The organism is Ottowia thiooxydans (genome assembly GCF_040548795.1).
Classification (GTDB): Bacteria; Pseudomonadota; Gammaproteobacteria; order Burkholderiales; family Burkholderiaceae_C; genus Ottowia; species Ottowia thiooxydans_A.
Genome location: NZ_JBEPSH010000005.1, coordinates 21,691 through 48,561, shown reverse-complemented (window position 1 = coordinate 48,561; position 26,871 = coordinate 21,691). Strand labels below are relative to the sequence as shown.

Annotated in this window: 22 protein-coding genes, 1 tRNA gene and 1 pseudogene; 9 read left to right on the top strand and 15 right to left on the bottom strand. The window is 57.5% G+C overall.

Features of this window, described 5'->3' with window-relative positions:
- Together ABIE13_RS12355 and ABIE13_RS12350 are read left to right on the top strand one after the other, a co-directional pair.
- Positions 1-1,347 (top strand): type II toxin-antitoxin system HipA family toxin, encoded by a 1,347-nt coding sequence (locus ABIE13_RS12355; protein WP_354443795.1) that lies wholly within the window; start codon positions 1-3, stop codon positions 1,345-1,347.
- Positions 1,348-1,699: 352 nt separating this feature from the next.
- Positions 1,700-2,068, top strand: a complete 369-nt coding sequence (locus ABIE13_RS12350) for an HNH endonuclease (RefSeq protein ID WP_354443793.1) — start codon at positions 1,700-1,702, stop codon at positions 2,066-2,068.
- Between the two features lie 282 nt (positions 2,069-2,350).
- Here ABIE13_RS12350 and ABIE13_RS12345 read toward each other — a convergent pair.
- The 6 genes and pseudogenes from ABIE13_RS12345 to ABIE13_RS12320 form a co-directional block, all read right to left on the bottom strand.
- Positions 2,351-2,581 (bottom strand): annotated as a pseudogene (locus ABIE13_RS12345) (transposase domain-containing protein); the annotation flags it as partial.
- Between the two features lie 133 nt (positions 2,582-2,714).
- Positions 2,715-3,476, bottom strand: a complete 762-nt coding sequence (locus ABIE13_RS12340) for a hypothetical protein (protein WP_354443791.1) — start codon at positions 3,474-3,476, stop codon at positions 2,715-2,717.
- A gap of 491 nt (positions 3,477-3,967) precedes the next feature.
- On the bottom strand, positions 3,968-4,825 hold the full coding sequence (locus ABIE13_RS12335; RefSeq protein WP_354443790.1) for a hypothetical protein: 858 nt from the start codon (positions 4,823-4,825) through the stop codon (positions 3,968-3,970).
- A 126-nt stretch (positions 4,826-4,951) separates the two neighbouring features.
- A complete protein-coding gene (locus ABIE13_RS12330; RefSeq protein ID WP_354443788.1) occupies positions 4,952-5,923 on the bottom strand; it encodes a hypothetical protein in 972 nt (323 codons plus the stop codon).
- 136 nt (positions 5,924-6,059) lie between these two features.
- Positions 6,060-6,275 carry a tyrosine-type recombinase/integrase gene (locus tag ABIE13_RS12325; protein WP_354444684.1) on the bottom strand — a complete coding sequence of 72 codons (216 nt, stop codon included), beginning with the start codon at positions 6,273-6,275 and terminating at the stop codon, positions 6,060-6,062.
- 147 nt (positions 6,276-6,422) lie between these two features.
- Positions 6,423-7,187, bottom strand: coding sequence for a hypothetical protein (locus ABIE13_RS12320; RefSeq protein ID WP_354443786.1), 765 nt, complete (start codon positions 7,185-7,187; stop codon positions 6,423-6,425).
- An 822-nt stretch (positions 7,188-8,009) separates the two neighbouring features.
- Between ABIE13_RS12320 and ABIE13_RS12315 the strand changes: the two genes are divergently transcribed.
- The 3 genes from ABIE13_RS12315 (at position 8,010) to ABIE13_RS12305 (ending at position 10,625) form a co-directional block, all read left to right on the top strand.
- On the top strand, positions 8,010-8,519 hold the full coding sequence (locus ABIE13_RS12315) for a hypothetical protein (RefSeq protein WP_354443785.1): 510 nt from the start codon (positions 8,010-8,012) through the stop codon (positions 8,517-8,519).
- An 81-nt stretch (positions 8,520-8,600) separates the two neighbouring features.
- The gene (locus ABIE13_RS12310; protein WP_354443783.1) at positions 8,601-9,698 is read left to right on the top strand and encodes a DUF4062 domain-containing protein; all 1,098 of its coding nucleotides are present in this window, start codon (positions 8,601-8,603) and stop codon (positions 9,696-9,698) included.
- 270 nt (positions 9,699-9,968) lie between these two features.
- On the top strand, positions 9,969-10,625 hold the full coding sequence (locus ABIE13_RS12305; RefSeq protein WP_354443781.1) for a hypothetical protein: 657 nt from the start codon (positions 9,969-9,971) through the stop codon (positions 10,623-10,625).
- 80 nt (positions 10,626-10,705) lie between these two features.
- Here ABIE13_RS12305 and ABIE13_RS12300 read toward each other — a convergent pair whose 3' ends face one another.
- From ABIE13_RS12300 to soxC, 7 genes are all read right to left on the bottom strand, one after another.
- On the bottom strand, positions 10,706-10,957 hold the full coding sequence (locus tag ABIE13_RS12300; RefSeq protein ID WP_354443779.1) for a tyrosine-type recombinase/integrase: 252 nt from the start codon (positions 10,955-10,957) through the stop codon (positions 10,706-10,708).
- Positions 10,958-11,484: 527 nt separating this feature from the next.
- Positions 11,485-11,560 (bottom strand) — tRNA-Phe (locus tag ABIE13_RS12295).
- A 115-nt stretch (positions 11,561-11,675) separates the two neighbouring features.
- The gene (locus ABIE13_RS12290) at positions 11,676-12,392 is read right to left on the bottom strand and encodes a response regulator (protein ID WP_354443777.1); all 717 of its coding nucleotides are present in this window, start codon (positions 12,390-12,392) and stop codon (positions 11,676-11,678) included.
- Positions 12,393-12,419: 27 nt separating this feature from the next.
- Positions 12,420-14,705, bottom strand: coding sequence for a sensor histidine kinase (locus ABIE13_RS12285; protein WP_354443775.1), 2,286 nt, complete (start codon positions 14,703-14,705; stop codon positions 12,420-12,422).
- Positions 14,706-14,731: 26 nt separating this feature from the next.
- Positions 14,732-15,310: a DUF4390 domain-containing protein gene (locus ABIE13_RS12280; RefSeq protein WP_354443773.1), complete on the bottom strand. Its 579-nt coding sequence runs from the start codon at positions 15,308-15,310 to the stop codon at positions 14,732-14,734.
- Between the two features lie 174 nt (positions 15,311-15,484).
- Entirely contained in the window at positions 15,485-16,102 is a 618-nt protein-coding gene (locus ABIE13_RS12275; RefSeq protein WP_354443771.1) for a c-type cytochrome, read from the bottom strand.
- On the bottom strand, positions 16,089-17,339 hold the full coding sequence (gene soxC, locus ABIE13_RS12270; protein ID WP_354443769.1) for a sulfite dehydrogenase: 1,251 nt from the start codon (positions 17,337-17,339) through the stop codon (positions 16,089-16,091). The genes ABIE13_RS12275 and soxC overlap by 14 nt, the downstream gene beginning before the upstream one ends.
- A 341-nt stretch (positions 17,340-17,680) precedes the next feature.
- Here soxC and ABIE13_RS12265 point away from each other — a divergent pair, with 341 nt between their 5' ends.
- The 4 genes from ABIE13_RS12265 to ABIE13_RS12250 all read left to right on the top strand — a co-directional run bounded on the left by ABIE13_RS12265 (position 17,681) and on the right by ABIE13_RS12250 (position 21,603).
- Positions 17,681-19,180, top strand: a complete 1,500-nt coding sequence (locus tag ABIE13_RS12265; protein ID WP_354443767.1) for a DNA-3-methyladenine glycosylase 2 family protein — start codon at positions 17,681-17,683, stop codon at positions 19,178-19,180.
- A gap of 43 nt (positions 19,181-19,223) precedes the next feature.
- Positions 19,224-19,721 (top strand): methylated-DNA--[protein]-cysteine S-methyltransferase, encoded by a 498-nt coding sequence (locus ABIE13_RS12260; RefSeq protein WP_354443765.1) that lies wholly within the window; start codon positions 19,224-19,226, stop codon positions 19,719-19,721.
- The gene (locus tag ABIE13_RS12255; RefSeq protein ID WP_436278408.1) at positions 19,718-20,653 is read left to right on the top strand and encodes a DMT family transporter; all 936 of its coding nucleotides are present in this window, start codon (positions 19,718-19,720) and stop codon (positions 20,651-20,653) included. Before ABIE13_RS12260 ends, ABIE13_RS12255 begins: the two co-directional genes overlap by 4 nt.
- Before the next feature lie 146 nt (positions 20,654-20,799).
- Positions 20,800-21,603, top strand: a complete 804-nt coding sequence (locus tag ABIE13_RS12250; protein WP_354443763.1) for an MqnA/MqnD/SBP family protein — start codon at positions 20,800-20,802, stop codon at positions 21,601-21,603.
- Positions 21,604-21,836: 233 nt separating this feature from the next.
- On the opposite strand, the gene ABIE13_RS12245 is transcribed toward ABIE13_RS12250, so the two are convergent.
- Together ABIE13_RS12245 and rpoC are read right to left on the bottom strand one after the other, a co-directional pair.
- Positions 21,837-22,421, bottom strand: a complete 585-nt coding sequence (locus ABIE13_RS12245; RefSeq protein ID WP_354443761.1) for a LemA family protein — start codon at positions 22,419-22,421, stop codon at positions 21,837-21,839.
- Positions 22,422-22,607: 186 nt separating this feature from the next.
- On the bottom strand, positions 22,608-26,852 hold the full coding sequence (rpoC, locus tag ABIE13_RS12240; RefSeq protein ID WP_354443759.1) for a DNA-directed RNA polymerase subunit beta': 4,245 nt from the start codon (positions 26,850-26,852) through the stop codon (positions 22,608-22,610).
- Between the last annotated feature and the right edge of the window lie 19 nt (positions 26,853-26,871).

The window sequence follows — 26,871 nt, the reverse complement described above, 5'->3', positions numbered from 1 at the left end:
ATGGGACGACGCGCGCACTCTCGCCCGCTTTCCATCTGGACCAATGGTGAGCTCGTTGGCCACTGGACCCCGGCCGGCAGCCAACCCATGCGGCTGGCCTATGCCGACAGCTGGCTCAAGTCCAGCGTTGCTAGACCGCTATCGTTATCCCTGCCACTGCCGCTGCTCGACAACACCCCCCTGCGCGGCGAGCTTGTAGAAAACTTCTTCGAGAACCTGCTGCCGGAAAGCAGTGCCATCCGAAAGCGATTGGCGCAGCGGTACGCTGCCGGTTCTGAGGGTACCTTTGACCTGCTGGCGGCCATCGGTCGCGATTGCGTAGGTGCCGTGCAACTACTGGACGCGCAAGAGGAACCCAAGGGCTTCGACCGCATCGACGGCGAGCCATTAGACGATGAGGCCGTTGCAGCCGTGCTTCGCAGCGCGGTGACCGGAGCCCAGTTCGGCAAGCCGGAGCACGAGCAAGACTTTCGCATCTCCATTGCCGGCGTCCAGGAAAAGACGGCATTGCTGCGGCACCAAGGCCAGTGGATGCGCCCGCTGGGCGCCACCCCGACCACGCATATCATCAAGCTGCCGCTGGGTCTGGTTGGCAACATGCAGGCAGACATGCGCACTTCGGTTTACAACGAATGGCTTTGCCTGAAGCTGATGGGTGCACTCGGGTTCGACGTGGCTCAAGCAGACATTGTCACGTTTGCAGACCATGCTCCCGTGCTTGTGGTCGAGCGATTCGACCGCAAGCTGCATCCGTCGAAGGAGTGGATTCTCCGCCTTCCTCAAGAAGACTTCTGTCAGGCCTACGGCGTGAACCCGGCCAACAAGTACGAGGCAGATGGAGGCCCAGGTATAGAGAAGCTTGCGCAGGTGCTACACGGCTCGCAGAACGCGCGCGCTGATTTGCGCATGCTACTGGCCAGCCAGATTACCTTCTGGCTGATGGCCGCCACCGATGGTCACGCGAAGAACTTCAGCATCCGACTGCACGCCGGCGGTGCCTACGCACTGACCCCGTGGTACGACGTGCTCTCAGCCTGGCCCATCATCGGCAAGGGCAAGACCCAACTGGCCTGGAAGAACGCCAAGCTGGCCATGGCAGTCTCTGGAAAGAACCGCCACTACCACCTGGCCACCGTCATGCGACGCCACTTCAACGCGACCGCCGCGAAGTGCGGTTGGGGCGAAAACGCCGAGGACATCATCGGCGAGTTGCTTTTCAAAGTAGATGGCGCTATCGAGGCCGTCGCAAAGCAACTGCCGCCCGGCTTCCCTGAGGGTGTGGCCACTGCGATCTTTAAGGGCATGCGCACCCAGGCCACACGCCTGCAGGAGCAGCCGGCGAATTAGTTTTAGCGTGTGCGAGGTATTCGCCCCCCAAAGGCAGCCGTAGATCGAACATTCGTGTAACGTCTTGAGCGTGGCGTCAGGCCGCCGACGATCACAACCCTCGTCAGTATTGGCTAGGCGCTGGGCGTGTCCGCTGCAGACCTGGTGCGGGAAACAGAGCTGGATTACTTGCGTCAAGGCAAGGACACAAAGTAAACCCGCAATGGAGATGAGGTCGCCACACCTCATGACCAGATCACAGATCCCTGGTCGCCTCCATGAGATAAGAGCTCGGTAAGCCGTTGAGGATCAAATAAGGTGTCCTCAACCGTATTCGCATCGCTGTGGCGCGTGCGTTTACTGGACCGACCTCATGAGTCAATCTACGCGCCTTCGTCGCTCAAGACATGCAGCCTTCATCAAACAAGGTGGACGTTGCTACTACTGCTCGCTCCCAATGCTGCCGTCGAATGACCAACAGGATCAGGTTGAAGTAAATGCTTCACTGCATCTGAGCACACTACTTCGTTGTACCGCCGAGCATCTGAGACCCAGATCTGAAGGTGGTCCAGACACCCCTGACAACATCGTTGCAGCACACGCTGAATGCAATGAGCGACGTCATCGAATGGAAAAAGCGCTGCAACCAGATCGTTATAGAAAGCTCGTTCAGAACCAAATAGTGAACAACTGCTGGCACTCGCAGAAGGCCCTTTCTTTGTTAAGCCGATTACGCATCTAAGCCAAGGCTTAATATGACTCTCGATATAAACGGACATCTGTGGTCACAATATCTGCACTGCGGGTTACTCTCACGGAAAAGTGGGAGTGCTCATAGGCATTGACGAGTCATCAAGCTGGGCCAGAATCAGCCGCTATGAGCACACGAATCACCTGTGGAAACGGCAAGGCTCATTTCCAAGGCCCTGAGCGTGCCATTGGCTTATCCCTACTGCGATGAGGATGATCTGGCCGTGCTGCTCATAGAACGTAAGCGCCCGGCGAACCCGTCTTGGCTGGTGATTCAGTTCACAGGCGTCCAGCGATGAGGCAGTAGTTCGGCGATCTGGCTGTTCTTGTGCGTAGGCAATCGCTGCAGCACATCTTTCAGATAGGCCTACGGATCATGACCATTGAGGCGTGCCGACTGAATCAAGCTCATGATGGCAGCCGCGCGCTGGCCACCGCGTAGCGATCCGGCAAACAGCCAGTTCGAACGCCCAATGGCCCAGGGCCTGATCTGGTTTTCCACCCAAGCATGTGCTAAGGGGTAAATACTGTCGACAACCGCCCTAATGGTGCCCGATGCAAGCGCTCGAATCCAACGCTACTCAAACCGCTGCACTATCGCTTGTTTTACTTCGGGGGACGTAATAGCCTGCATGCCACTAGAAGCGAGGTGGCTTACGAAGACCAGAAATTCTGTATCTGTGACTTCGTCTCCAGGCGATCAATAAGCCCGTGAAAACCATGTATAAGCCAAAGAATGCAAGAGCGTTTGTAGGTTTACGAAAAAATTCAAACAGCGAGTCTGTAAAGCTGGGCCGCCGAGTGTATTCTCTCAACACCTCTAGAGCGGTGGCTTGCTCTTCTTGAAGCTGACGTAATGTCGCAAGCGCTTCCACCGACTTCCCATCCTGAATCTGCTTGGCGAGAATATTCCATTGCTGAGCGACAGGTGTTGTGTCGGGCAAGGCTACATAGCTTCTTGAAGCCAGCTCAGTAAAAAATCTCACAAAGACTGGCTTAATCTGTTCCTTCCGATCAGTTGACAGATAACGGCTACTCAAGACATTGAACTCAGCTTGCTCGACAACATCACGGACGGGTATTGATAATGTCACGAACTGATCTCGTCGCCGTTGGTCAACTAGCCTGTTGATCAGATCTGGATCGAGGCGACGACTTCCGCTCAGCACGTCTTCTTCAACGATCGCGATCACACTTTGTCGTATCGACCGCGCCCGTTCAAATTCAGCGGCGGTAGCCTCCTTCTGCGAGGTTGTCATTTGGTACCACGTGGCCGCGACCGTGATGATTAAACCCATGATGCCGCCCAACGCATAGCCGAACCAATCCTTGCGACGCCACCAGCTACTTTTCTCGTTACCGCCTGATGGTTCCCGTTCAACTTGATCTCGTCCGACCATGAGTGCCTCCGTCACTAGCGCATTTTTGTAGTAATCATAGCCAAATTGTAGAAATGACCCATCACCCGATTCGGGCGCTGGGACGCATAAATAATGGTAGCGTCTCTACTATCTTGGGAGCAGCGCATCATGGCTCACGTTGAAGCTCGGGGCTCCGACTGGGCAGGCGAGTCATGATGCGGACCTCCGCCAATGAAAGCCCGACATCAAAACGACGCGATAGTTCTGAGATTTGATGGGGGTTTTCAACACTATCGGCCGAAAACAGTCTTTCCGGGCGACGCAATCCAACCCAATTCAGCCACTGAGCTCTGCCTGTCGAATTTTTCTGCGCGGCTCGGAATGCGCATCCTTTCGAGCAATGCACCAATCATTCTGCACAAGGGCCTATCGCCGTGGTAAACCATAGATAACTTGAAGCGCATGCACCGGCTTTAACAGGAACCGCAATAGCTGCAAAGCTTGATCGGTAGCACAGCTTCAACTGCTTCTTAGACGATAGCGCCCGCGCTATGCGTCTGCTCCTTCAGTTCCACCCTTCTCAGGATGAGGTGGATGGTGGAAAGGTAAACATAAAATATCCAGCTCAACCAGAGGCTGGCTTCATAGTCGGTCTTTTGTTTGTCATTGTGATGCCGAATCATGAAGTTGTTCGCGATGTTAAACAGATCCTTCTCATCGTTGGATGTAATCGCATTCGTCATCTTCGGACGTAGTGCTTCCAGCACGCCCGCCAGATCAGACACGGCATGACGGCGGACGTCGAGCGAAGCACCATGGCGGCGATACTCGTTGACAGCTGCCTTTATCCTTGCGGTGATCAGCTTGTCATCGGTAGGTACGGCGGCGGCGAACAGTTGTTCAAACCCCCCGGGCGCTTGGCGAAGGATAAGGCCATCGGTAGAAAGCTCGAACCGATTTTCATAGAGGGCGAGTAGTTCGTTAACTCGCTTCCGGAATTCGCTCTGCCCTGCACCTCTATCGAACGCTTCCCAGTGCATGCCACACTGGTTAAAGGTGTGCATGTTGCCGGAGAGGGGCTTTGAGACATGATCGAATAAAAATTCGATCATGTCAAAGAGGTCGTCTTCCGAGTATCCAGGTGCTTTGTCGGCAATCGGCCATAAGTCGGTCTTTCGCAAGCTCATCAGAATAGTGAACTCTATGTCTATCAACTTACCCCTGACGTCTTGCATGTCTACACACCAGAAGCCGAAGTGTTCGTGCGTGTAGCCCTCCTGATCAAACTGCGCATAGAAGCGTACAAATAGTTCGCAGATCTTTCTGAGGTCGAACCCGTTGGAGCGCGGATTGATCCCGGTGCGAATTGAATAAGGGACTTTGACCATGCCTCGATTATGAGAGATCGGTCGCTGCTCAGTGCTGAACGTCAGCTGGTGACCGGAATCCGTCTTGACAACCGCTTTGATCGAATGTTGAAGACTATGCCCGGGGCCAACATCAGCCTCTGGAGCCTAGTTTGAGCCGTCACTGTTACGCTTTTCCCGAGCCAACTGATTCCGTTGATTGGCTTGCGCAAGTTCGGCCTTCGTCGTCGGCCTAGCGTCGGGAACGAGCTCAGCTAACGATACAGAGGTTGAGGTAGAACTTGGAAACCGGGGTGCCGATTCGCTCATTCTCACAATTTCGTACGGGGGCGGGCCGCCGTTGTAGGCTCTCAAATACGTGACCACATTTCGTAAAGATGCAGAAATCAGGTGAACAAGGTGAGCAAGGTCCTCAACTCGCCAAATGACGTTGTGTCGCTCTGCCACTCGACTCCGATTGCTGTCCGTGTCGTCGCCCGGCTTAGTTATTACCTGAAATCCTGTACCAAATTTTTCACTTATGGTCGATTCAAGCGGAGTGAAATGGTCTGGACCTTTAGCTTCTATCTTGAGGCTGAATCCACCGGGCTGTATGCGAAAGCCATGTTTGAGGCTGTTGTATTCCCAGATTGCGATCTGGTTCTGTTGCTTAGTAGCTAGGTCGGCCCACAGGTTAGCGAACTCTCCCACAAGCAGTTGCTGTTCAGTCTCTGCCTCTCGAAAACACCCTAGAACCTCCTCGGCTATGCCGGGCCAGGAGCGAACCTTGAGGAGCCTGTTGTACTGCGGCAGTACCGAGCCCTTATCAATTTTTTCGAGGACGCTTCGGAGCGCACCGTTACTGCACTGACCTAAATACGCCTGCGGGCATTTCGGGGCCTGCACCGCAGCCGCGATAAGCATTAGCAGCGACTCTAGTCCATGAAAGAACGCTATCCGCAGATTTGTCGCCGCGCGCATCTCAGTTACCTGGTCGCCAAGATGCTTTAGCGCTTCGTCGGCCACGTAGCCAAAATAGCCGGTATCCACAGAATCCAGGAAGGTGAGCGCGTCGGCGCTGAGGTCATTTGACCAGAAGCAGTAGAGTTCGTTATCGATTGCGTAGATTGTGCTCGCCATAGTTTCCCAAGGTGACCCGCTGCACCGATTGTGCTGTAGCGGCGTGTCCGACCCGATTGTCCGCTTGTGGGTGACAGCACCAATTCATAAACCTCAATCCGAGCAATTGCAAACCACCCAAGGTCGAACCCTCCGTCTACGCTGCCTTCTTCACCACCACCGAAGCGGCATTCGCAGCCTCCTGCAGTGCCTTCGTAGACAAGTGTGCATACCTCATGATCACCTTCGGATCAGAGTGACCGAGAATCTGCTGCACCTCATACAAGCTACGTCCATCATTGACCAGAAGGCTGGCAAAGCTGTGACGCAGATCATGAATGCGCAAGCCCTTGATCCCTGACTTGGCCCTCAGCCCAGACTAAGCCCGGGTGATCGTCACAAACGGCTTGGTCTTCGCTTTGTTGAGTAACAGCTACTCGTACTAACGGTCAGTCGCCGGTGGTGGCCGGTCAAAGAGGACGCTCACAAACTACTTGTGCAGGCCCCTCAACCACGAGGTCTACGCATTACCCTGGAGACCTCGTACTCGTCTAGCTTGATCAGACCACATGTCAATCCAAGTGCTTGCTCCGGCCCGCAACTGCACAAGGCGCTTCTTTCCATATAGGTCTACTGCTCCTGGGTGCAGTTTCTGGAGCCGTCGGATCGATGCGGCTGCGTGACCTAGCAGAACTTCTGGATTAAATATAGGCATGAACAGAACCAGTGGGCCCAGGATGTTGATTCGAAGAACTAACGAATCGTCCCCACGCACATATCCGTAGCAAATTCGGACAATAAGCGGATTCAAGGTCTTTGCCCCGAGGGCAGCCTCTACAAACGCGGAGTTAACTTCTTGCGTCTTATCCAAAGCAATGGGGCTTGCCAGATAGGCCAATAAAGCGACACGCTTCCTCGGTGGTGATTCTGCTACTCCAAGGATGAAAGGAACAAAATCCTCAAACAAGTGACGATGGGCACCGTCAGTTCGTGAAGAATTGAACGACACCTTCAGCGACCAGCGCAGCAGTCGGGCGTAGTCGTATTTGAGAACAAGCGAACGCCCCAGATAGTTGTGAACCAGAATGCCGGCTTCATCAAGTACCTGCTTGCCGTAAGCGTCCAGTTCACTGAGAACGCCGTTGTTGCAGTTGGAGCAGACGTCTTTGACCTTGGCCTCGCCGCCCACCATCTTCTGCACCACTTCATTCCAGCCAACAAATTGCTTTCCTGACGATTTTTGAAGTTTATATAGAAAGGATGGGATGACGTGCTCGCGCGTCATCGTGCCTTCTTGCTTGCAGTACGCACATGTGGGCATGTCCGAGGCCTAATGAAATTTAACCGCAAAACCTGCGCGAAAAACTGTGTCCGGTCAGATATTCTGGACCCTCATTGCTCCTATAAGTGGAACGTAGCCCGAGTTTGAGGGACGCGGTGGTTAGACACGCCTAGGTAAAAAGTCCGCTAAGCTCCGCAAGCGTCAAGTGGACTAGCTGTAGCTCGCGAGCAAGCCTCCCTCCCAAACCCCAGAAACAGCAACGCCTCAGAACCCTTTCGAGTGCTGAGGCGTATGGGGATTGGTGGCCTGGGTCGGAATCGAACCAACGACACGCGGATTTTCAACACATGCAACAATGTGTAATTTTCTCGGTAAGGCTCTGTTTTACAAGGTGTTTTTTCCTTTCCCCGCCTCAACTCCGGCTCTTACCGAACCGTCTACCGAACTTTTCCGAGCTTGGAGTCAGATGTCCATCGGTTTTCTCGAGTTAGGTCAACGACCTCGCGGTCAGAGTGCCGAACCGAACTACCGAACCGCACCGTCATGCCTACTCATTGACTCCGCGTAGTCGCGTTCATATGTCTACCGGATTCAACTGCGTCAGCACGCGTACTCTGATCAGCCATTGATCCAATTCGGTTGGAAAAGAAGGTGCCAGCGGCTGTGCATACCCTGAGATTAATCACAGCGGCGAGACCCCAGCTCCTTTGGGCCTGCCCCACCGCACGCACAAGGCGCCTCTGGACCTACAGGTATAGTGTTAGAGCCGCCTGCAACTAAAGGCCGCCCCCTCAATCAATCCTATTAAAGCGAGCAATTACTGGTATGAAGAGAGCAATTCTTATCACTGGCTTCAATAACTGGGGCAAGACTACTCATATTTACAGCATGTTCGCTCGATCTCGCTTCTATAGAGGACACGCTTATTCAATTCCAGGTATCAATGGTAAATTCACTGTTGAGTCTCACTCGAACGATGATGGCGGTGAACATCGCTTTGTTAAAGACATAACGGACCGAATTACGCAATCCCCTTCCCACACGACAGACATTTTCTGCGCGTTCTGTCCAACGCGGGAGAGCAATAATGACTCACGGCGCATCCTTCAAGGCAAGCCGTTCTCCAGCTTCGATGAGATTCACCTCTTATTACTAAAAAATAAATGGGACTTTCACGCCGAACTCAGAATTCAAGAGATTCAAAGATATTTATCACCTATCTCAAATACCCATTTCTTCGTGGCTGATGCTGATACCAAAAAAACAAACGACACAGCACGTTTTAATGCCAGAGAAGGCCAAATCATCTCTTACCTCAAGAGCCTCTACCCTTGAGCCAGCATCACCAAATGGCTTCGGATCAAATGGCTTACCTGACTAGCATTAAAATATATTAAGCAGAACAGAGGAAAAAGCATGAGTGCAAAGAAAAAATTGCAGGTATTTATTTCTTCAACCTACAAAGATCTAAAAACGGAGCGCCAAGCCGCAGTCGAGGCAATCTTGAAAGCGGGTCACATCCCTGCAGGCATGGAGCTGTTCTCAGCAGGCAGCGAGTCTCAGTTAGAAATCATAAGGAGGTGGATAGATGAGTCTGATGTGTATATGCTTGTACTCGGTGGTCGCTACGGATCAGTTGACCCTAAGACGTCATTAAGCTACACCGAGCTTGAGTACGACTATGCAGTTTCGCAAAGCAAACCCGTCTTCGCCGTTGTCATCAACGATTCTGCCCTAAATGAGAAGGTCAAAGTTGAGGGCAAAGATGCGATGGAAACTGAGAACCCTAGGGAACTCAAACTTTTCCGAGAGAAGGTTCTGAGTCGCATTTCATCTTTTTTTAGTGACCCGAAGGACATCAAGCTCGCGGTCCACGAGACGCTCTCCGACCTACAAAATCGCCATCAATTTACGGGATGGATTTCAGGCAGAGAAATTCCGGATATTTCTCCATTATTGGAGGACATTACGAGGCTTCGGATCGAAAGGGATGACGCCTTGAAGCAGGTCGCAGAAATCAGACTTTCTTCAGAAAATCGCTTACCCAAATCCACACCAAGCCGACAAGATGAAGATTTCAAGGAAATCATTACAGCTTTGAAAGACTTGGAAATTACGACCAAGGTATTTAACAAAGTTGAAAATGAACCGGCAATATCAGTACCCATTCTTCGGATTCTTGACGTCATGCGAGATTCTCTGATTACTGGAGTCACCAATCGGTTTGGAGCGAGCGACATTCATAAGCTTCTTTACTTCAATGTTTGTCCGAAGCTTGAAATGCACGATCTTGCGGCAATTGAAAAGGTGCCGGGGATGACTTGGCAAAGGTACCGACTAACCGCAAAAGGAAAGGCGTTTCTCGTATTCGTTGATAAGCAAACTCCCAAAACCCCGAGTGCCCCCGAAGCATCAAACGATGCGCCTGCACCAAGCATTGCGGCGAATTCGTCAGCACGCCCGACCTCTCGACTAAGCAGCGAAAAAGCTCTGAAGACAAAGTCTGTGGCATAACCTCTCCTTTGGGAGCCCGTCAGCTAGCTTACGAGATGTCGTCCATAAATTGCGAACGTGTTTCTACTTACACTATCTGTTTTTGGCAGATGATGCCAATCTACGAGATTCCTTGAACGTTAATTTGGTGGATAAGCGGAATTCAATGCTGCACAGAGAACATCATCCCGAGCACACCGACCGGGGCCAAGCCTTTCTTTAATCCGCCTTCTGCTGCCTCACGATCACAGAAGCCGCATTAGCCGCTCCCTGCCATGACTTGACCCCTCTATGACGCCTTCTGCGAAATTCAACGCGTTGCTTGCCAGTGCTACCGTGACGATCATGTTCGTCTTGATCGTCTATGTGGCGCCTGAAGCGATGAAGTTAAGCGGGGTAATGCCTTTTGCGCTATCTGTTACAGCGCTGATTACCTCCGCCGGCCTTTATAGTCTGTTGTCGCTTGTTATTCGATGGCTGATGGAGCGATGGGATTTGCTTCACGGCGTGATTCTCAGTGCACACTACCTGCACGGAACCTGGATCGGTTGGTTCGACGGGCACTCTAATGAGCGCCGCTACATGATCGAACATTTTGTTCAAGACCTAGATGGATTTGTAGTGACGGGACGATCCTTCACCAAAACGAAGAAGGAGCATGGCTATTGGGATAGCGAATCGACAATGCTCGATGTCAAAAAGGGCAGGTTGGTGTTCACGTACAAATTTGATGTACTAACCCAAAAGAGTTCTTTAGCAGGAATCCATTCATCGCTATTAGAACGCTTGTCATCGCGTCATGCGCCAACTGGGTACTCCGGCTTAGTTCACGACCTGAACGATCAGGTGCGAATTGCGGTGCATTCCCAGAAGCTGTCCAGTAAACTGGTTCCCTGGGCAGAAGCGCTCGCCGAAGCGGAAAGGCGTTTCGGTGCAAGCACGGTCTAGCCCGCAGTTCGAGCCGACTCCTAACGACGCGGCTGAACGCAATCGTTCAAAGTCTGTGTCTTGATTCCACCAGCGACGGCTCATGGCCGATAGCGCAAGTGCCCCAGAATCTGCTGTACCTCATACAAGCTGCGACCTCCGTTGACCAGAAAGCTGGCAAAGCTGTGACGCAGATCATGGATGCGCCGGCCTTCAATTCCTGCTTTGGCCCTCAGCCGATACCAAGCTCGCGTGATCGTCACAAACGACCTCTGCGTGGACTTGTTGACGAACAGATACCTGGTCACCCCAACCTTGACATCGCTGCATCTAATCAGCGATTCATGTTCCATCTAGGGCTCGGTTGATCCCAGACGGCGTTGGGTAGAGTCACCTGGCAAAGGAAATATATATAAATACAGCCCTCTTGCGATGCTGTCAGTGCCTCAGAACCCCTCCGTTTTGTCCTTCGCAGCGCCCCGGCAGGCCCTCTCCCCAGGTGGCCGCCACATCCGCAACGTCCGCAACGTCCGCAACGCCCATGAAAATCATCGGTTTTTCCGTGGCGGTGTGGCGAACGTGGCAGCCACGGGGCGCAGGTCACATGAAACGACGGGACTGGAGCGCAATCCTGCAGCGTAGACGCGATGCTCGACTTCTCCGCATTGGCACGACCATGCAGAACAATGGCAGATGTAACCCTCTCCGGGCCTGAGTTGAGGGTGGTTGTGCCGAGTGGACGTCTGCTTCCCGCCTACCATATAAGTTTCTTAACGACCCTAAGCGGGCATTCTGCCGGGCTGGCGGCTCAAGCCACACTTCCTGATACCAGAAACAGCAACGCCCCAGAACTCTTTCGAGCGCTGAGGCGTATTATGATTGGTGGCCTGGGTCGGAATCGAACCAACGACACGCGGATTTTCAATCCGCTGCTCTACCAACTGAGCTACCGGGCCAAGCTAAGTATTCTAGCATCAACTTTTGGCGTTTTTTCCTCTAGCCTCTTCGAATCGCAAAAAGAGTCTGTAACCAGGGGCTCGATTGCGCTGAAGAAGCTTGGGAATCCGCCGGTCAAGCTGACGAGATGCTACCCCTTCGGCCCCTCGACAGGTCTACGCCGAGTTGCTTGAGTTTGCGGTACAGGTGCGTGCGCTCCAGGCCGGTTTTTTCGGCCACGCGGGTCATAGAACCGCCCTCTTTGGCGAGGTGGAATTCGAAGTAGGCTTTTTCGAAGGCGTCACGTGCGTCGCGCAGAGGCTTGTCCAGCTCAAAGACCTGTTGGCCTTGCGGCGTGAGGTCGATGGCGGTGGGCAGAGAATGGCCGCCGGTCATGGCGGCTTCTACGGTCAGTTCAGACGTACCGCCGATGGCTGGTGCTGCGGCTGGCGCTTCAACGCCGTCCATCACAGGCCTGCGCGCAGAGTTCTCACGCACCAGTGCTTGCTCAACCGCCTTCAACAGCTTTTGCAGCGTGATGGGTTTTTCAAGAAAAGACTGAGCGCCTATGCGCGTAGCTTCGACTGCCGTGTCGATGGTGGCGTGGCCACTCATCATGATGACGGGCATGGTTAGTTGGCCGGTACCGCGCCATTCCTTGAGCAAGGTGACACCGTCGGTGTCTGGCATCCAGATATCCAGCAAAACCAAATCAGGCCGAGCACGCTGGCGCGCGTTGCGTGCCTGGGCTGCGTTTTCAGCTAGTTCGACGGTATGACCTTCGTCATTGAGAATCTCAGACAAGAGATCCCGAATGCCGAGCTCATCGTCCACCACCAGAATGTTGGCCATGTGAAGTGAAATTTCCTTATCTATACGTCAGGTGACCGAGGGGTCTCTGACAGGTGCTGGTTCGAATGATAACGATACTTGAGCACCGACTACCTGGCCATCGACAATTCGGTTCGATACATCCAGCCGGGCGCGGTGCTCTTCTGCTATTTTTTTGACTACGGGTAGCCCTAAGCCAGTGCCCTTGGCCTTGGTGGTGACATACGGTTCGAAAGCGCGTTTCAGGATGGCATCAGGAAACCCGTGGCCATGGTCGAGCACGCTCATTCGAACCCTTTGTGCTGAAACACTCCATTGGGTTCTGATGACAACGCCGCCCTCTCGGCCCACTTGATTTTCCATGGCATCCAATGCGTTTTGCACCAGATTATGAATGACCTGGCGCAACTGCTGCGGGTCGCCCAATATGCGGGGGCAGCTAGGGTCGCATTCAAAGCGCAAGGCGGCTGAGGCGTCTTGCCTGCCTTCGTCGCTGCCGGCGCCGTACAGGTGCAGTACTTCGTTGATCAATTCGTTCAGATCAATGGGCTGCAGAACGGCTGCAGGCAAGCGCGCATAGTCACGGAATTCGTTGACCAGACGCTTCATGGCGTCGACCTGGTCCACGATGGTTTTGACGGACTTGATGAGAAGGGCCTGCTCCGTACCCGCCAGTTTGCTCGCCAGCTTGAATTCAAGGCGTTCTGCTGAAAGCTGTATGGGCGTGAGTGGGTTCTTGATTTCGTGCGCCAAGCGCCTGGCGACTTCTCCCCAGGCCTGTGCGCGCTGTGCAGAGACGATCTCGGATATGTCGTCAAACACCAGCAGGCGCAAGCCTCCTGGCAGCGCTGCACCGCGGGCAACCAGTGTCACGGTGTCAGAGCTGGTGCCGCCGGCGTTGCCGTATAACTCAAAGGATTTTTGCCAGTGGTCCAGGCCGTGCTCGGCGCGCTCGCCTTCGAATTCGCCAAACTGCGCTTGCACGTCGGTCGCAAAATCTTCCAGGCCGGGCAATGCGCCCAGCGATTTACCGCTGCTGGCCGCCAATGGTGCCCGCAATACGCGCGTGGCGCCGGGGTTGGACGACTGAATGGTGCCGTCTTTGTCCAGCACGATGACGCCTGAAGTCAGGTTGTCGAGTATGGTTTGCAGGTTGGCGCGGGCGGCTTCAACCTCTCGCATACTGGAATCGACCGTGGTGCGCGCATCGGCCAGTTGCTGCGTCATGTCAGCGAAAGAGCGGGTCAGACCTTCGAGCTCATCGCGGCCTTGCAGCACCACTTTGGGCGTCAGGTCACCAGCGGCCACCTGGCGCACGCCCTCAGCAATCATCAGCAAAGGGGTGGCCAGTTGCTTGCCCAGCAAGACGGCCAAGAGAACGGCGCCAAACACGGCCAGAAACAGACTGAGCGTGAGCGTGGCGATGTACATGCGCTTGAGCCCGTCACGGCCCAGGGCGCGCTCCTGGTACTCCCGGTTGGCCTGCTGCACCGCCAGGGCGTTGCTGACCAGCGCCACAGGCAGCGGTTGTACGGCTTGTAGATAGCGCTGTTCGTCGAACAGCCCCACAGTGCGTGCATTGACCACCACCACGGCCTTGATGCGGGCATTGACAGCTGGCTCCCCCGGCCCGACGGCCGCGGCCTCGTCAATGCCTTCAATCTGGGTGGCCACCCCTTGCGTTCGCGCCTGGCGCAGCAGTTGAGCAGAAGGGCGGTCCGGGTTGAGTTCGAAACGCGATGCGCCCGTGCTGGCGATCAAACGCCCTGAAGAGTTCCACAAGGTGGCGTCGGTAGCGCCCAGTTGCGCCCGCAGTTGTTCCAGGGGCACGGCGGACAGGCTGTCTGGCGTATTGACCAAGGCAGTGGATGCCCCGCGCAACTGACTGCCAAAATCGCGCGCCTGGGTTTCCAGTGAGGTACGAGCCAGGTTCAGGCCGGCATCCAGGGCGCCCTCTACCTTGACGTCAAACCAGGACTCGATGGAGCGAGATACGAACTGGTAGGACACCACATAGATGAACATCCCTGGGAGAACCCCCACCAGGGCGAAGATGGCTGCCAGCTTGATGAGCAAGCGGCTACCGAACTTGCGGCGCCGCAATCGGGCAATGAGGCGGTAGATGCCCCAGACGATGACCAGGGCCAACAAGCCCGCCACCACCATATTGATGATGAACAGCTTGGCGTAGTAGCGTTCGTAGAGAAGCCGGTTGTTGGTGGCCTGCACCAGCAGGAACACCAGCGTCAGGCCGATACCGATGATGGCCACAATGGCCAGGTACAGAGCCCAGCGAGCGAGCTTTTTACCCGGGCGGAGTTTCTTAGATTCCACGGCGGGCGTCTGATGCCCCGGCTCACTCACTTACCGGCCTCCGGCGGAATGTCAAGCCGGCGGTCTACGGACAGGTTCCACTCTGATGGGCCGATATTGCCCAGCTGCATGGTGCGCGGCAACTGAGAAGAGTCCAGATAGAACCGAAAGCGCAGTGAATACCGCGCGTCTGCGTCCAGATTGGAGGCGTCTGCGACTTTCCATTGTGAAAGGCGCTGGACTGCCGCCAGTGTGTCGGGCAACGAGTCGTAGTACTGCCCCAGATTAACGCCCAGCCCGGCGTTGGACAGGGGCTCGGAAGAGCTGCTCAAGCGCCACCGGCGGGTCAGGGGCTGATAAGACACGCGCATGTAGCGCCGTGCGGACGCGACATGCGCGTCTGACCAATACCAGCGCTCACGAAAGACGTCTGCCTCTGCCACAAAATAGACGGGAATGCCTTTACCCAAGGCTTCTTCTACCGCCCCGGACAGATCGAACTTAAGCTGAGCGGACACGTACAGGCCATCTGGCGCCCGTTCTCCGCGCAATTCCGTCAACAAAACGGAGGTCTGCGCAGCCGCACCCATGCTCACAGCCCATAACAGGGCAAGCACGGTGAGCATGCGGCCAAGAATACCCGGTCTCCAGCCCAATAGGAGATGAAAGCTTGTCACAACCTCCATTGTCGCCAAGGCAGCGGGAATCGATTCCGGCTAGGGGTAATTAATGCCCCAGCCATGCACAAGAACAGCCTAGTGTTGTGTGCAACAAACGCCTTGGACGACATTGTCTGGCGATCAACAGCCTTTCATGCAGCGCACGCCAGGAATCATGTTTTCCTTGTTTTTGGCGGCTTTAAAGTTCTTTTGGTTGGGCATGCGCACCTTTGGCAGGCTTTGGGCGTCCATGACCGCGTCATCAGGGATGAGCTTGTTGGCATTGAGCAGCATGGCCGTCAATGCATAGACTTCATCGGGTTTGAGCGACTGCGGCTTGTCCCAGGGCATGGCACGGTTGATGTAGTCATAGACCGTGGTGGCATAAGGCCAGAAGCTGCCTATGGTGCGCACGGGCTTGGGCGTGTTCAGGGTTCCATCGCCACCTACCAGGGCCGCGGCTGAAGCCCCCTTGCCGTTCTCGCCATGGCAGGCCAGACACAGCTGGGTATAGAGCGCTTTACCCTGCTCTACTGTGCCTGAGCCTGGCGGAAGCCCCACGCCATCCGGGCTGATATCTATGTTCCAGCCGGCAATCTCTTCCGGAGAGGCGAGTTTGCCGAAGCCGTAGTGTGCTGGCGGTGTTTGAGCTGTGCGCGACGTGCTGGACGATTGCGCCAGCGCGCTACCCGAGACGACCGCGGTGGTTGCAACCACCCCTATCGCCAACCATTGAGTAAGACGGTTATGCGTGGACATTGGTCACCTCACCCGTTTCAGAGATTTTCCAGCTTTGAATGGCGTTGTAGTGGTAGATCTGATTCGTGCCCCGCTTATCGATGATCTTCTTGCGAATGGGCTGGACGTTGCCGGCTTCGTCGATGGCGCGGCTTTGGATGATGACGGGGTTGCCGTCCCACTGCCACGGGAAGCGAAAACGCGTGAGCGCCTTGCTGAGAACAGGCTCCTGCAACACCGACTGGCGCCAGGTTTTGCCACCGTCGGTGGAAATATCTACCGCCTTGACGCGCCCGTAGCCGGTCCAGGCTACGCCGGTGATCTCATGAAAGCCCTTGGTGATTTTCTGGCCACCAGACGGCGTGAGAATGACCGATTTCACGTCCATGAGGAAGGTGAACTCGAATGAGCTTCCGTCTGGCTGAAGGTCGGTGTATTTGGAAGTTTCCTCGCGCGTGTAGAAGGGCTTGTCTCCGATCTTGAGACGCCGCAACCACTTGATGCTCATGTTGCCTTCGATTCCGGGCAGGAAAAGGCGCAGTGGGTAGCCCTGTTCTGGCCGCAGCTTTTCACCATTCTGTGCATAGGCCAGCATGGCGTCGCCCATGGCCAGGTTCATGGGGATGCTGCGTGTCATCGCGGCAGCGTCTGTGCCTTCGGCCAGGATCCACTTGGCTTTTGGATCGACACCTACTTCCGCCAGGATGGTGGAAAGCTTGACACCCGTCCATTCCACACAGCTCAGCAGGCCATGGATTTCCTGTGCGGTCTTACCGGACGGACCTGTGTATTGGGAGGAGCTGTTTCCAGAACACTCCAGGAAATGGATCTTGCTCACCGAGGGGAAGCGCATAAGGTCTTCCATGCTCAGGATGAGCGGGCGCTTGACCATGCCATGCACCATGAGGCGGTGATGATCTGGGTTGATCTTGGGCACGCCTGCGTGATGCCTTTCGAAAAACAACCCATTGGGCGTGATGATGCCGTGCAGCGACTGCAATGGTGTGCGGGAACCGGTGGGGAACGGATTGTTGCCGGCAGGCAGCACCCTGACCACGCCTTTTTCGAACTCTGAGGGTAGCCCGTAAGGAGGATTCAGGAAAGGGCCACCGGGGGTCCTCATTGATTCCGGGACGGCCGGCGGCAGGCCGGACGACGATTGGGCATGTGCCGCAGTTCCGAGCGCGATCGATGCGGCGGGAATGGCCGCTGATCGCCTCAAGATCGTTCTGCGCGAGAGCGAAGAGTGGTTTTCCAAGGCTTGCCTCCTATCACGGGTGGGTTCCGATAGAGTTCTAGAGCGTGTTAACACGCCATAGCCAGTCGCACTATGACCTGCTTGAAGCGACCGACGAGTTAGGCTAACACAATAAGTCAACACTGTTGACTATAGTTACGCGCGCATTTGTACTCGTTTTCACCGAGATCTCTCTAGCTTGGGCAGCTTGAGGCGCCGGGCCACTTGCTGAGAATCTTGAGCAGAAGGCAACCCGCCCAGGTTCTGCTGTCGAAACCGAACCTGCGCTCTTTGGGACCGCACCGACAGCCACATGTCCGAAAACGGCCAACTCCAAAATGGCAGGCGCCTATCATTGCCCCATGTCGAAACCCTCCACTCCTGGCCTCGAAGGCGATGCGTGTTACCTCGCGATGAGGACGCACGACGCCCGCTTTGACGGCACATTTTTCACCGCGGTGACCTCCACGGGCATCTACTGCCGCCCGGTGTGCCGCGTCAAGCTGCCGCGCCGCGAGAATTGCATTTTCTTTCGCCACGCGGCACAGGCCGAGGCCAGTGGGTTCCGCCCCTGCCTGCGCTGCCGCCCCGAACTCGCTCCGCGTGCGGCCAGCTGGTCGACCGAGGACGCTTCGCGCATTCTGGCGCTGCAGGCGGCACGTCTTATCGACGAACCCGATGCCTGGACCGATGGCGATGACAGTGGCCCGGGCGCCGCACAGATCGCCGCGCGCCTGGGCGTGAGCGACCGACATCTTCGCCGTATCTTCGAAACGCAGTTTGGCGTGTCTCCATTGCAGTACCTGCAGACTCGCCGCCTGCTCGCGGCCAAACAGCTCATCGCCGACACGCAGTTGCCGATGACGCAGGTGGCACTGGCGAGTGGCTTTGCCAGTGTGCGTCGGTTCAACGCGGCCTTTGTGGCGCATTACAAGCTCAACCCTAGCGCCCTGCGACGAGCGGGCGGCCACCGCGAGGGCCAGCCGATCGAAGTGCGTCTGGGCTTCCGGCCTCCCTACGACGCGGGCGCCATGCTGGGCTTCTTCGAGCGGCGTGCGCTCGCGGGCGTCGAGGCGATGAGCGACGGCACGCTGGCGCGCACGCTGTGCATCGTGCAGGGCACACGCAGCTATGCGGGCTGGCTGCAGTTGCGCTTCGACACCGAACGCGAACAAGTGTTGCTGTCGGTGAGCGATTCGCTGGCAGCGGCGCTGCCGGTGGTGATCAGCCGCGTGCGGGCGATGCTCGATCTGGACGCCGACCCGATTGCGATCAACGCAGCGCTGCACGCGAGCTTTCCCGAGGGGGATGGCCTGCGCGTGCCGGGCACACTGGATGGCTTCGAGCTTGCGATACGCGCGGTGTTGGGCCAGCAGATCACGGTGGCGGCGGCGCGCACGCTGGGCCAGCGGCTGGTCGCTGCATTCGGCGAGGCGATCGAGACGCCCGTCGCTGGGCTCACGCGTCTTTTTCCCACACCGGCCGCAATTGCCAGCGCCAGCGGCGATGCGCTGGGGCAACTGGGCATCGTGCGCCAGCGCCAGGCCGCGCTGCAGGCGATAGCGCGTGAAGTGGCCGACGGCCGGCTCACGTTGCACGCGGGCGCCGACGTGCCCGCGACGCTGGCCGCGCTGCAGGCTCTGCCCGGCATCGGCGACTGGACCGCGCAGTACATCGCGATGCGCGCGCTGCGCTGGCCGGACGCCTTTCCGGCCGGCGACGTCGCGCTGCAGAAGGCGCTCGGCGTCACTACGGCGCGCGCCGCCACCGAAGCCTCTCAAGCCTGGCGCCCCTGGCGCGGGTACGCGGTGCTCCGGGCATGGAACACCCTTTCCCCGCGACCACCGCTGGTAAAGACCTAGCGAGTTACGCGGTCACCACAGACACTACAGGTTGATTTGGCATATGAAATTCAAGACCCCCCTCCTCTACACGACGCACATCGACAGCCGCCTCGGCGGCGTGCGCCTCGTCGCGACCAACCACGGCCTGGCCGGCGTCTGGTTTGACGCGCAACGCCACTTCCCCGACATGGCGGGCTGGCAGACGAACGACGCGCACCCTGTGCTGCTGCAGACGGTGGCGCAGTTGCACGATTATTTCGATGGCAAGCGAAAGCACTTCGACGTGCCGCTGGACCTGTCGCACGGCACGAGCTTCCAACAGTCGGTTTGGCAGGCGCTGCTGGCGATCCCGGCGGGCGCGACCACGAGCTACGGCCAGTTGAGCGCCGGCATCGGCAAGCCAGCCGCCGTGCGCGCGGTGGGCGCAGCCGTGGGCCGCAATCCGATCAGCGTGATCGTGCCGTGTCACCGCGTGCTGGGCAGCGACGGCTCGCTCACCGGCTACGCGGGCGGCCTTGAGCGTAAGGCCACGCTGCTCAAACTTGAGGGCGCACTGTGAAGGCGGTGGCAATACCGGCGGCGGGCGCACCACGCGGCTGGCTCGTCGACCTTGTGTTGCTGGGAGCGCTGTGGGGCGCGTCCTTTCTTTTCATGCGCATCGGCGCGGCCGAGTTCGGCGCGCTGCCGGCCGCCGCGGTGCGTGTGGCGATCGCCGCCGTGTTTCTGCTGCCGCTGTTGCTCGTGCGCGGCCATGGCCCGACGCTGGCGAAACACTGGAAGGCGACGATGCTGGTCGGAGTCGTGAGCTCTGGCATCCCCTTCGCGCTGTTCTGCTTTGCGCTGCTCACCATCACCAGCGGGCTGGCGGCGGTAGTGAATGCGACGGTGCCCATGTTTGGCGCGCTCGTCGCCTGGGCCTGGTTCAAGGACCGGCCTAACGGCTCGCGTTTGCTGGGCCTGGTGATTGGCTTCACAGGCGTGGCGATGCTGGCATCGCGCAGCGCGGGCGGTGCAGGCCTGCACGCCAACGCAGATGGCAACGCCGCTTTGTGGGCGGTGTTGGCCTGCCTGGGCGCCTGCGTGAGCTACGGCATTTCAGCCAGCGCGACGCGGCGCTACCTGGGTGGCATTCCGCCGCTCGCCACCGCGACGGGCAGCCAAATTGGCGCCACGCTGTTTCTCGCCTTGCCAGCGCTGTGGTTGTGGCCCGCACAGATGCCGAGCCTGCAAGCATGGCTTGCGCTCATCGCGTTGGGCGTGGCGAGTACGGGCATCGCCTACATCTTGTTCTTCCGCCTCATCGAAAATGCCGGGCCGGCGCGCGCGCTCACTGTGACCTTCTTGGTGCCGGTGTTTGCGGTCTTCTACGGCGTGGTGTTCCTTGGCGAGCACGTGACGCAGTGGATGTTGATCTGCGCGGCGGTGATTGTGTGTGGTGTGGCGCTGTCGACAGGGCTGGTCAACTTGGGGCGCAGGCGCAGCACGGGGTAGACCGCGGGCCAGCGAAGCGGTGTTAAATTTCGGCACCCTGATCCGCCGTGGGTTGGGTTTGCCGGAATGCAAAGCGATGGCAAGACATAGCGAGAGACGGCCCGTGAATCCGAAGGGTTCGCCACTGAGTTGTTTAGTAATTTTGAATGCCGAAGCTTCCCACCACCGTCGGCCACTTTAGCAGTGTGCCCTGGATTCCGTACTACACCTCGTGTGAGGATTGGCCCGTCTCTCTGCTGCCTTGCGAATCGAGCGACGTTCGGCAATTGGCTGCGCGAGGCCAAGTGGACATCACGCCCATGGCTGTTGCGGATTGGTTCGAGTTGGGTGATTCCTGGCACCGGCTGGGAAGTTGGGGCATTGCGTTTCGCGATAAGGCGGACAGTGTGTGCCTGTTTTCGCAGTGCCCCATTGAGGAGCTTCATTTGGCTGAGATTGCCATCTCGAGCCTGACGACCTCATCCGTGCGCATTCTGGAAGCCTTGCTCAAGGGCAAGTATGGCTTGGCGATTGGCCCTTGGCGGCGCCATGTCGAGGTGGACGATGCGACCACGCCGCGCCTTCTCATTCAGAACGAGGCTGTCGAGGAGCGCGGGCGAAAACGATTCGCCTACGTCTACGACCTGGGTCGAGAATGGCAAGAATGGCAGGGCACCCCAGTCGTTCCGGCGGTGTGGGTCTATCGGGCCGGCACCGACCCTGCCAGGCTTGAACTGATGCAGAAACTGCTCGCGGGTTCGATGATCCGCTATCGCAGTGATCCTATGGCTGCGGTCGCAGCGCATCGACACGCCTACAAGTGGGCCCCCTGCGCCCAGGAGATTGTTGCGTTGCATCGCAACTTCGAATATGACTTGAGCGACGACGACTTTGTGCGTGGCATTGAACGTATGCGGGCGCTGCTGCCGAGACAGGTTGAAGGGTTTGAAGTGGCGCAGCGTTTGGGGTGAATCGGCGAGATGGGCCTGCGCATTTGGCCGCTTTTGGGTTCGCGAGGGTGTGCTTCAGGGCAAGTAGTGTCAGGTAATCCTGGATCCCCGCCTGCGCGCGGGGCCGGCCATCCGGGGATGACGGCGGAGAAGAGCGACGTAAGCTTGGTAGATGCCTCTGCCCAAACCAACTCACAGCCCCAGGTTCTGGGGCTCGGGTCGGCAGGCGCGCCTGCATCGGGCTCTCCTGGATTTCAGGCCGGTGGGGCGAGGTGATCAATCAGGCCGGCAGGTCGAAAGCCGAAAATTTTGGCTAGAAAGATGGCGGGGAACTGGTTGATGGCGCCGTTATAGGCGCGAACCGCCGCGTTGAAAGCGTCTTGCAGAGGCAGCGCTTGATGAAGCAGGGTGGTCCAGCGTGTGTCCAGCCGATCTGCAGAAGGGTCGGCGTCATCGGCCACGGCTTCGCGCATTGCGCTCGCCCAGGCGCCTGTCAGCGTGTCATGAGCCATGGCAAGGCTGGCGGTGGCTGCACCGTCTATGGGATGCGCTCGGACCTGGGCCAGGGCTACGGAAAATTGCTCGCTGGCAGCGGACAGGCGTCTCCACACAGCATCTGTTTCATCTTGCAGCGCACCAGACACCGTGGTGACGCCACTGCGCATGGAGACGGGTAGGCAGCCCTGGACCCAGACAACCTGCCTGAGCAGTTGCTCGTCCAAAGACGCAAAGGCTTTGCGCACAGCAGCGCGCAACCGCACCAGACGGTTGTACGCCCCGACCGCCCAGAAGAAAAAGACGGCGGCGGCGAGCCAGAACAAGAGTTGGGAGCTCCACATATCAAGGAGAAAAGGTAGATCGGTTTTCGGAACTCATCTCACGCAGAGCCACTGGCCCCTAAAAATGGCCCCCACGTTTCCACGCTTCGCGAGGTCCGCCGCCCCTTATGCTGGGCAATAAAAAAACGCCTGCCGCGCTGCTGATGCAGCGCGGCAGGCGTCATTCTCACACGAGACCGTGGCAGCTTAGTCTGCTGCGGCGCTTGCGTCGTCTATGTTGGAGTGCGAAGTTTCCGCAACGTCGCCACCAGCAGTCGCCAAGGCCAGTTCCGCGGCTTCTGAGTCGGCAATTGCGCGGCGCTCTTCTTCGTCCATCTGGTCCTTGACCTTGCGAGCCTGGTGATAGGCCATCCCGGTACCGGCTGGAATCAGACGGCCCACGATGACGTTTTCTTTCAGACCACGCAGTTCGTCGCGCTTGCCCATGATGGCAGCTTCGGTCAGCACGCGAGTCGTTTCCTGGAACGAAGCAGCCGAGATGAAGCTGTCTGTGGACAGCGACGCCTTGGTGATACCCAGCAACAGGTTGGTGTAAGTGCAAGGCACTTTGCCTTCGGCGCGCAAAGCGTCGTTGGTGTCCAGCATCTCGCTGCGCTCGACCTGTTCACCATTGATGTAGCGCGAATCGCCAGAGTTCTCGACCACGACGCGGCGCAGCATCTGGCGAACGATCACCTCGATGTGCTTGTCGTTGATCTTCACGCCCTGCAAGCGATACACGTCCTGCACTTCGTCGACGATGTAGCGAGCCAGCTCTTCCACACCCAGCAGACGCAAGATGTCTTGCGGATCGGCTGGACCGTCGACCACGGATTCGCCCTTGTTGACCACCTGGCCTTCGTGCACCAGGATGTTCTTTTCCTTGGGAATCAGCTCGTCCCACACCTTGCCATCAGGGTCGGTGATCTGCAGACGCACCTTGCCTTTGGTTTCCTTACCAAAGGACACGGTACCGGTGATCTCGGCCAGCATGCCTTTGTCTTTAGGACTACGGGCTTCGAACAGCTCGGCCACGCGCGGCAGACCGCCCGTGATGTCTCGCGTTTTCTGGCCTTCGACCGGAATACGCGCCAGCACTTCGCCTGGGCCCACGCTTTGACCGTCACGCACCTGGATCAGAGCGCCGACCTGGAAGCCGATGGTCACAGAGTGGTCGGTACCAGGGATCTTGACTTCATTGCCGCCGGCATCCACCAGTTTGACCTGAGGACGCACGATCTTGGCAGAGCCACGACGCTTGGGATCGATCACCACCAGGGTGGACAAGCCGGTGATTTCGTCAACCTGCTTGGCAACCGTGAGGCCTTCTTCCACGTTCTCGAACTTCACCTCACCGGCGAATTCCGTGATGATGGGGCGTGTCAGCGGATCCCAGTTGGCCAGGATGGTACCGGCCTTCATCTGCTGGTCGGCCTTGACCGTCAGCGTAGCGCCGTAAGGCACCTTGTGACGCTCGCGCTCGCGACCATGCTCGTCGTGCACCACGATCTCGCCGGAACGCGAAATCACGACCAACTCGTTTTTGCTGTTGGTCACATAGCGCATCGTCGGGTTGAAGCCGATGAAGCCGTTGCTCTTCGCTTCCACACTGGAGGCCACTGCCGCACGCGAAGCCGCACCACCGATGTGGAACGTACGCATGGTCAGCTGAGTACCAGGTTCACCGATCGACTGAGCGGCAATCACGCCCACAGCCTCGCCCATGTTCACCAGACCACCGCGGCCCAGATCGCGGCCGTAGCACTTGGCGCAGATACCGAAACGGGTAGCGCAGGTCAGCGCAGTGCGCACACGCACTTCGTCGATACCAGCTGCTTCCAGTTCGTCAATGGCGTCTTCGTCCAGCATCTGGCCGGCTTTGATCGTGACTTCTTGTGTCTCTGGGCTCACCAGATCTTCAGCAGCGGTGCGGCCGAGGATACGGTCGCGCAGTGATTCAATCACTTCACCGCCTTCGACGATGGCGCGCATCACGGAACCATCAGCGGTGCCGCAATCGATCTCGGTGACCACCAGATCCTGGGTCACGTCGACCAGGCGGCGTGTCAGGTAACCGGAGTTGGCCGTTTTCAGCGCGGTATCGGCCAAGCCTTTACGAGCACCGTGGGTCGAGATGAAGTACTGAAGCACGTTCAGGCCTTCACGGAAGTTCGCCGTAATGGGCGTCTCAATGATGGAGCCGTCAGGCTTGGCCATCAGACCCCGCATACCAGCCAGCTGCCTGATCTGAGCTGCAGAGCCCCGGGCACCGGAGTCGGCCATCATGTAGATGGAGTTGAAGGACTCCTGGTCCACTTCATTGCCGTGACGGTCGATGGTCTTCTGTTTGGCCAGCTGGGCCATCATGACCTTGGAGACTTCGTCACCGGCCTTGCCCCAGATGTCCACCACTTTGTTGTAGCGCTCGCCAGAGGTCACCAGACCCGAGACGTACTGCTGCTCGATCTCTTTGACTTCGCCTTCGGCGCGTTCAATGATGCCTTGCTTCTCAACCGGAACGAGCATGTCGTCGATCGCGATGGAGATACCGGCGCGCGTGGCCAGGCGGAAACCGTTTTGCAGCAGCTTGTCTGCGAAAACGACGGTTTCTTTCAAGCCGCACTTGCGGAAGGAAGCGTTGATAAGACGCGAAATTTCCTTCTTCTTCAGCGCCTTGTTCATCAGCGAGAACGGCAGGCCTTTTGGAAGAATCTCGGACAGCAGGGCACGGCCCACAGTGGTGTCAACCAGGCTGGTGGAGGGCACGAATTCCTTCGATTCCTTGTCTTTGCTCCACTCGGTCAGGCGAACACTGATCTTGGCTGTGAGCTCGACCGCGTTGCCATCAAGCGCGCGCTGGACTTCACCGATGTCGGAGAAGATCAGGCCTTCACCTTTGCCGTTGATGCGATCGCGGGTGGTGTAGTAAAGACCGAGCACAACGTCTTGCGAAGGCACGATGGAAGGCTCGCCCGATGCTGGGAACAGCACGTTGTTGGAGGCGAGCATCAGAGTGCGCGCTTCCATTTGGGCTTCTACCGACAGCGGCACGTGGACAGCCATCTGGTCACCGTCGAAGTCGGCGTTGAAGGCCGCGCAAACGAGTGGGTGCAGCTGGATAGCCTTGCCTTCGATCAGGATGGGCTCAAACGCCTGAATGCCCAGGCGGTGCAGTGTGGGTGCGCGGTTCAGCAGGATGGGGTGCTCAGTGATCACCTCTTCCAGGATGTCCCACACCACGGGTGTGCCGGATTCAACTTCTTTCTTCGCCGCCTTGATGGTGTTGGCGATGCCCATGGCTTCCAGGCGGGCGAAGATGAATGGCTTGAACAGTTCCAGCGCCATCAGTTTGGGCAGGCCGCACTGATGAAGCTTGAGCGTTGGGCCCACGGTAATCACGGAACGGCCGGAATAGTCGACGCGCTTGCCCAGCAAGTTTTGACGGAAACGACCGCTCTTGCCTTTGATCATGTCGGCCAGAGACTTCAGGGCACGCTTGTTGGCGCCCGTCATGGCCTTGCCGCGACGACCGTTGTCCAGCAGCGAATCCACAGCTTCCTGCAGCATGCGCTTCTCGTTGCGCGCAATGATTTCTGGAGCCTTGAGTTCCAGCAGGCGACGCAGACGCGAGTTACGGTTGATGACCCGACGATAGAGATCGTTCAGATCGGACGTAGCGAAACGGCCACCGTCCAGGGGCACCAGCGGACGCAGATCCGGTGGCAGCACTGGCAGCACGTCGAGCACCATCCACTCAGGCTTGATGCCGGACTTCTTGAACGCTTCCAGCACTTTGAGGCGCTTGGCGTTTTTCTTGACCTTGACTTCAGAGCCGGTGAGGTCGCCGCGCAGGCGTTCGATCTCGATGTCGAGGTCGATGCCTTGCAGGAGGTCCTTGATGCCTTCAGCGCCCATGCGAGCGATGAATTCATCACCGAATTCCTTGCGCTTGGCGTCGTAGTCGTCTTCGCTCATGATGCCGAATTTCTTCAGCGGAGTCATGCCGGGATCGGTCACGACATATGCTTCGAAGTACAGCACGCGTTCGATGTCGCGCAGCGTCATGTCGAGCACCAGGCCCAGACGCGAAGGCAGCGACTTCAGGAACCAGATGTGGGCGCAAGGAGCGGCCAGATCGATGTGACCCATGCGATCACGGCGCACTTTGGTCTGTGTGACTTCAACGCCGCACTTCTCGCAGATCACACCGCGGTGCTTGAGGCGCTTGTACTTGCCGCACAGGCATTCGTAGTCCTTGATCGGGCCAAAGATCTTGGCGCAGAACAGGCCATCACGCTCAGGCTTGAACGTACGGTAGTTGATGGTTTCAGGCTTTTTGACCTCGCCGAAAGACCACGAACGGATCTTCTCAGGCGATGCGAGGCCAATGCGGATGGCATCAAAATGCTCATCAGGCGTGAATTGCTTGAACAGGTCGAGTAGTGATTTCATTTGACTCTTTCCCTTTCAA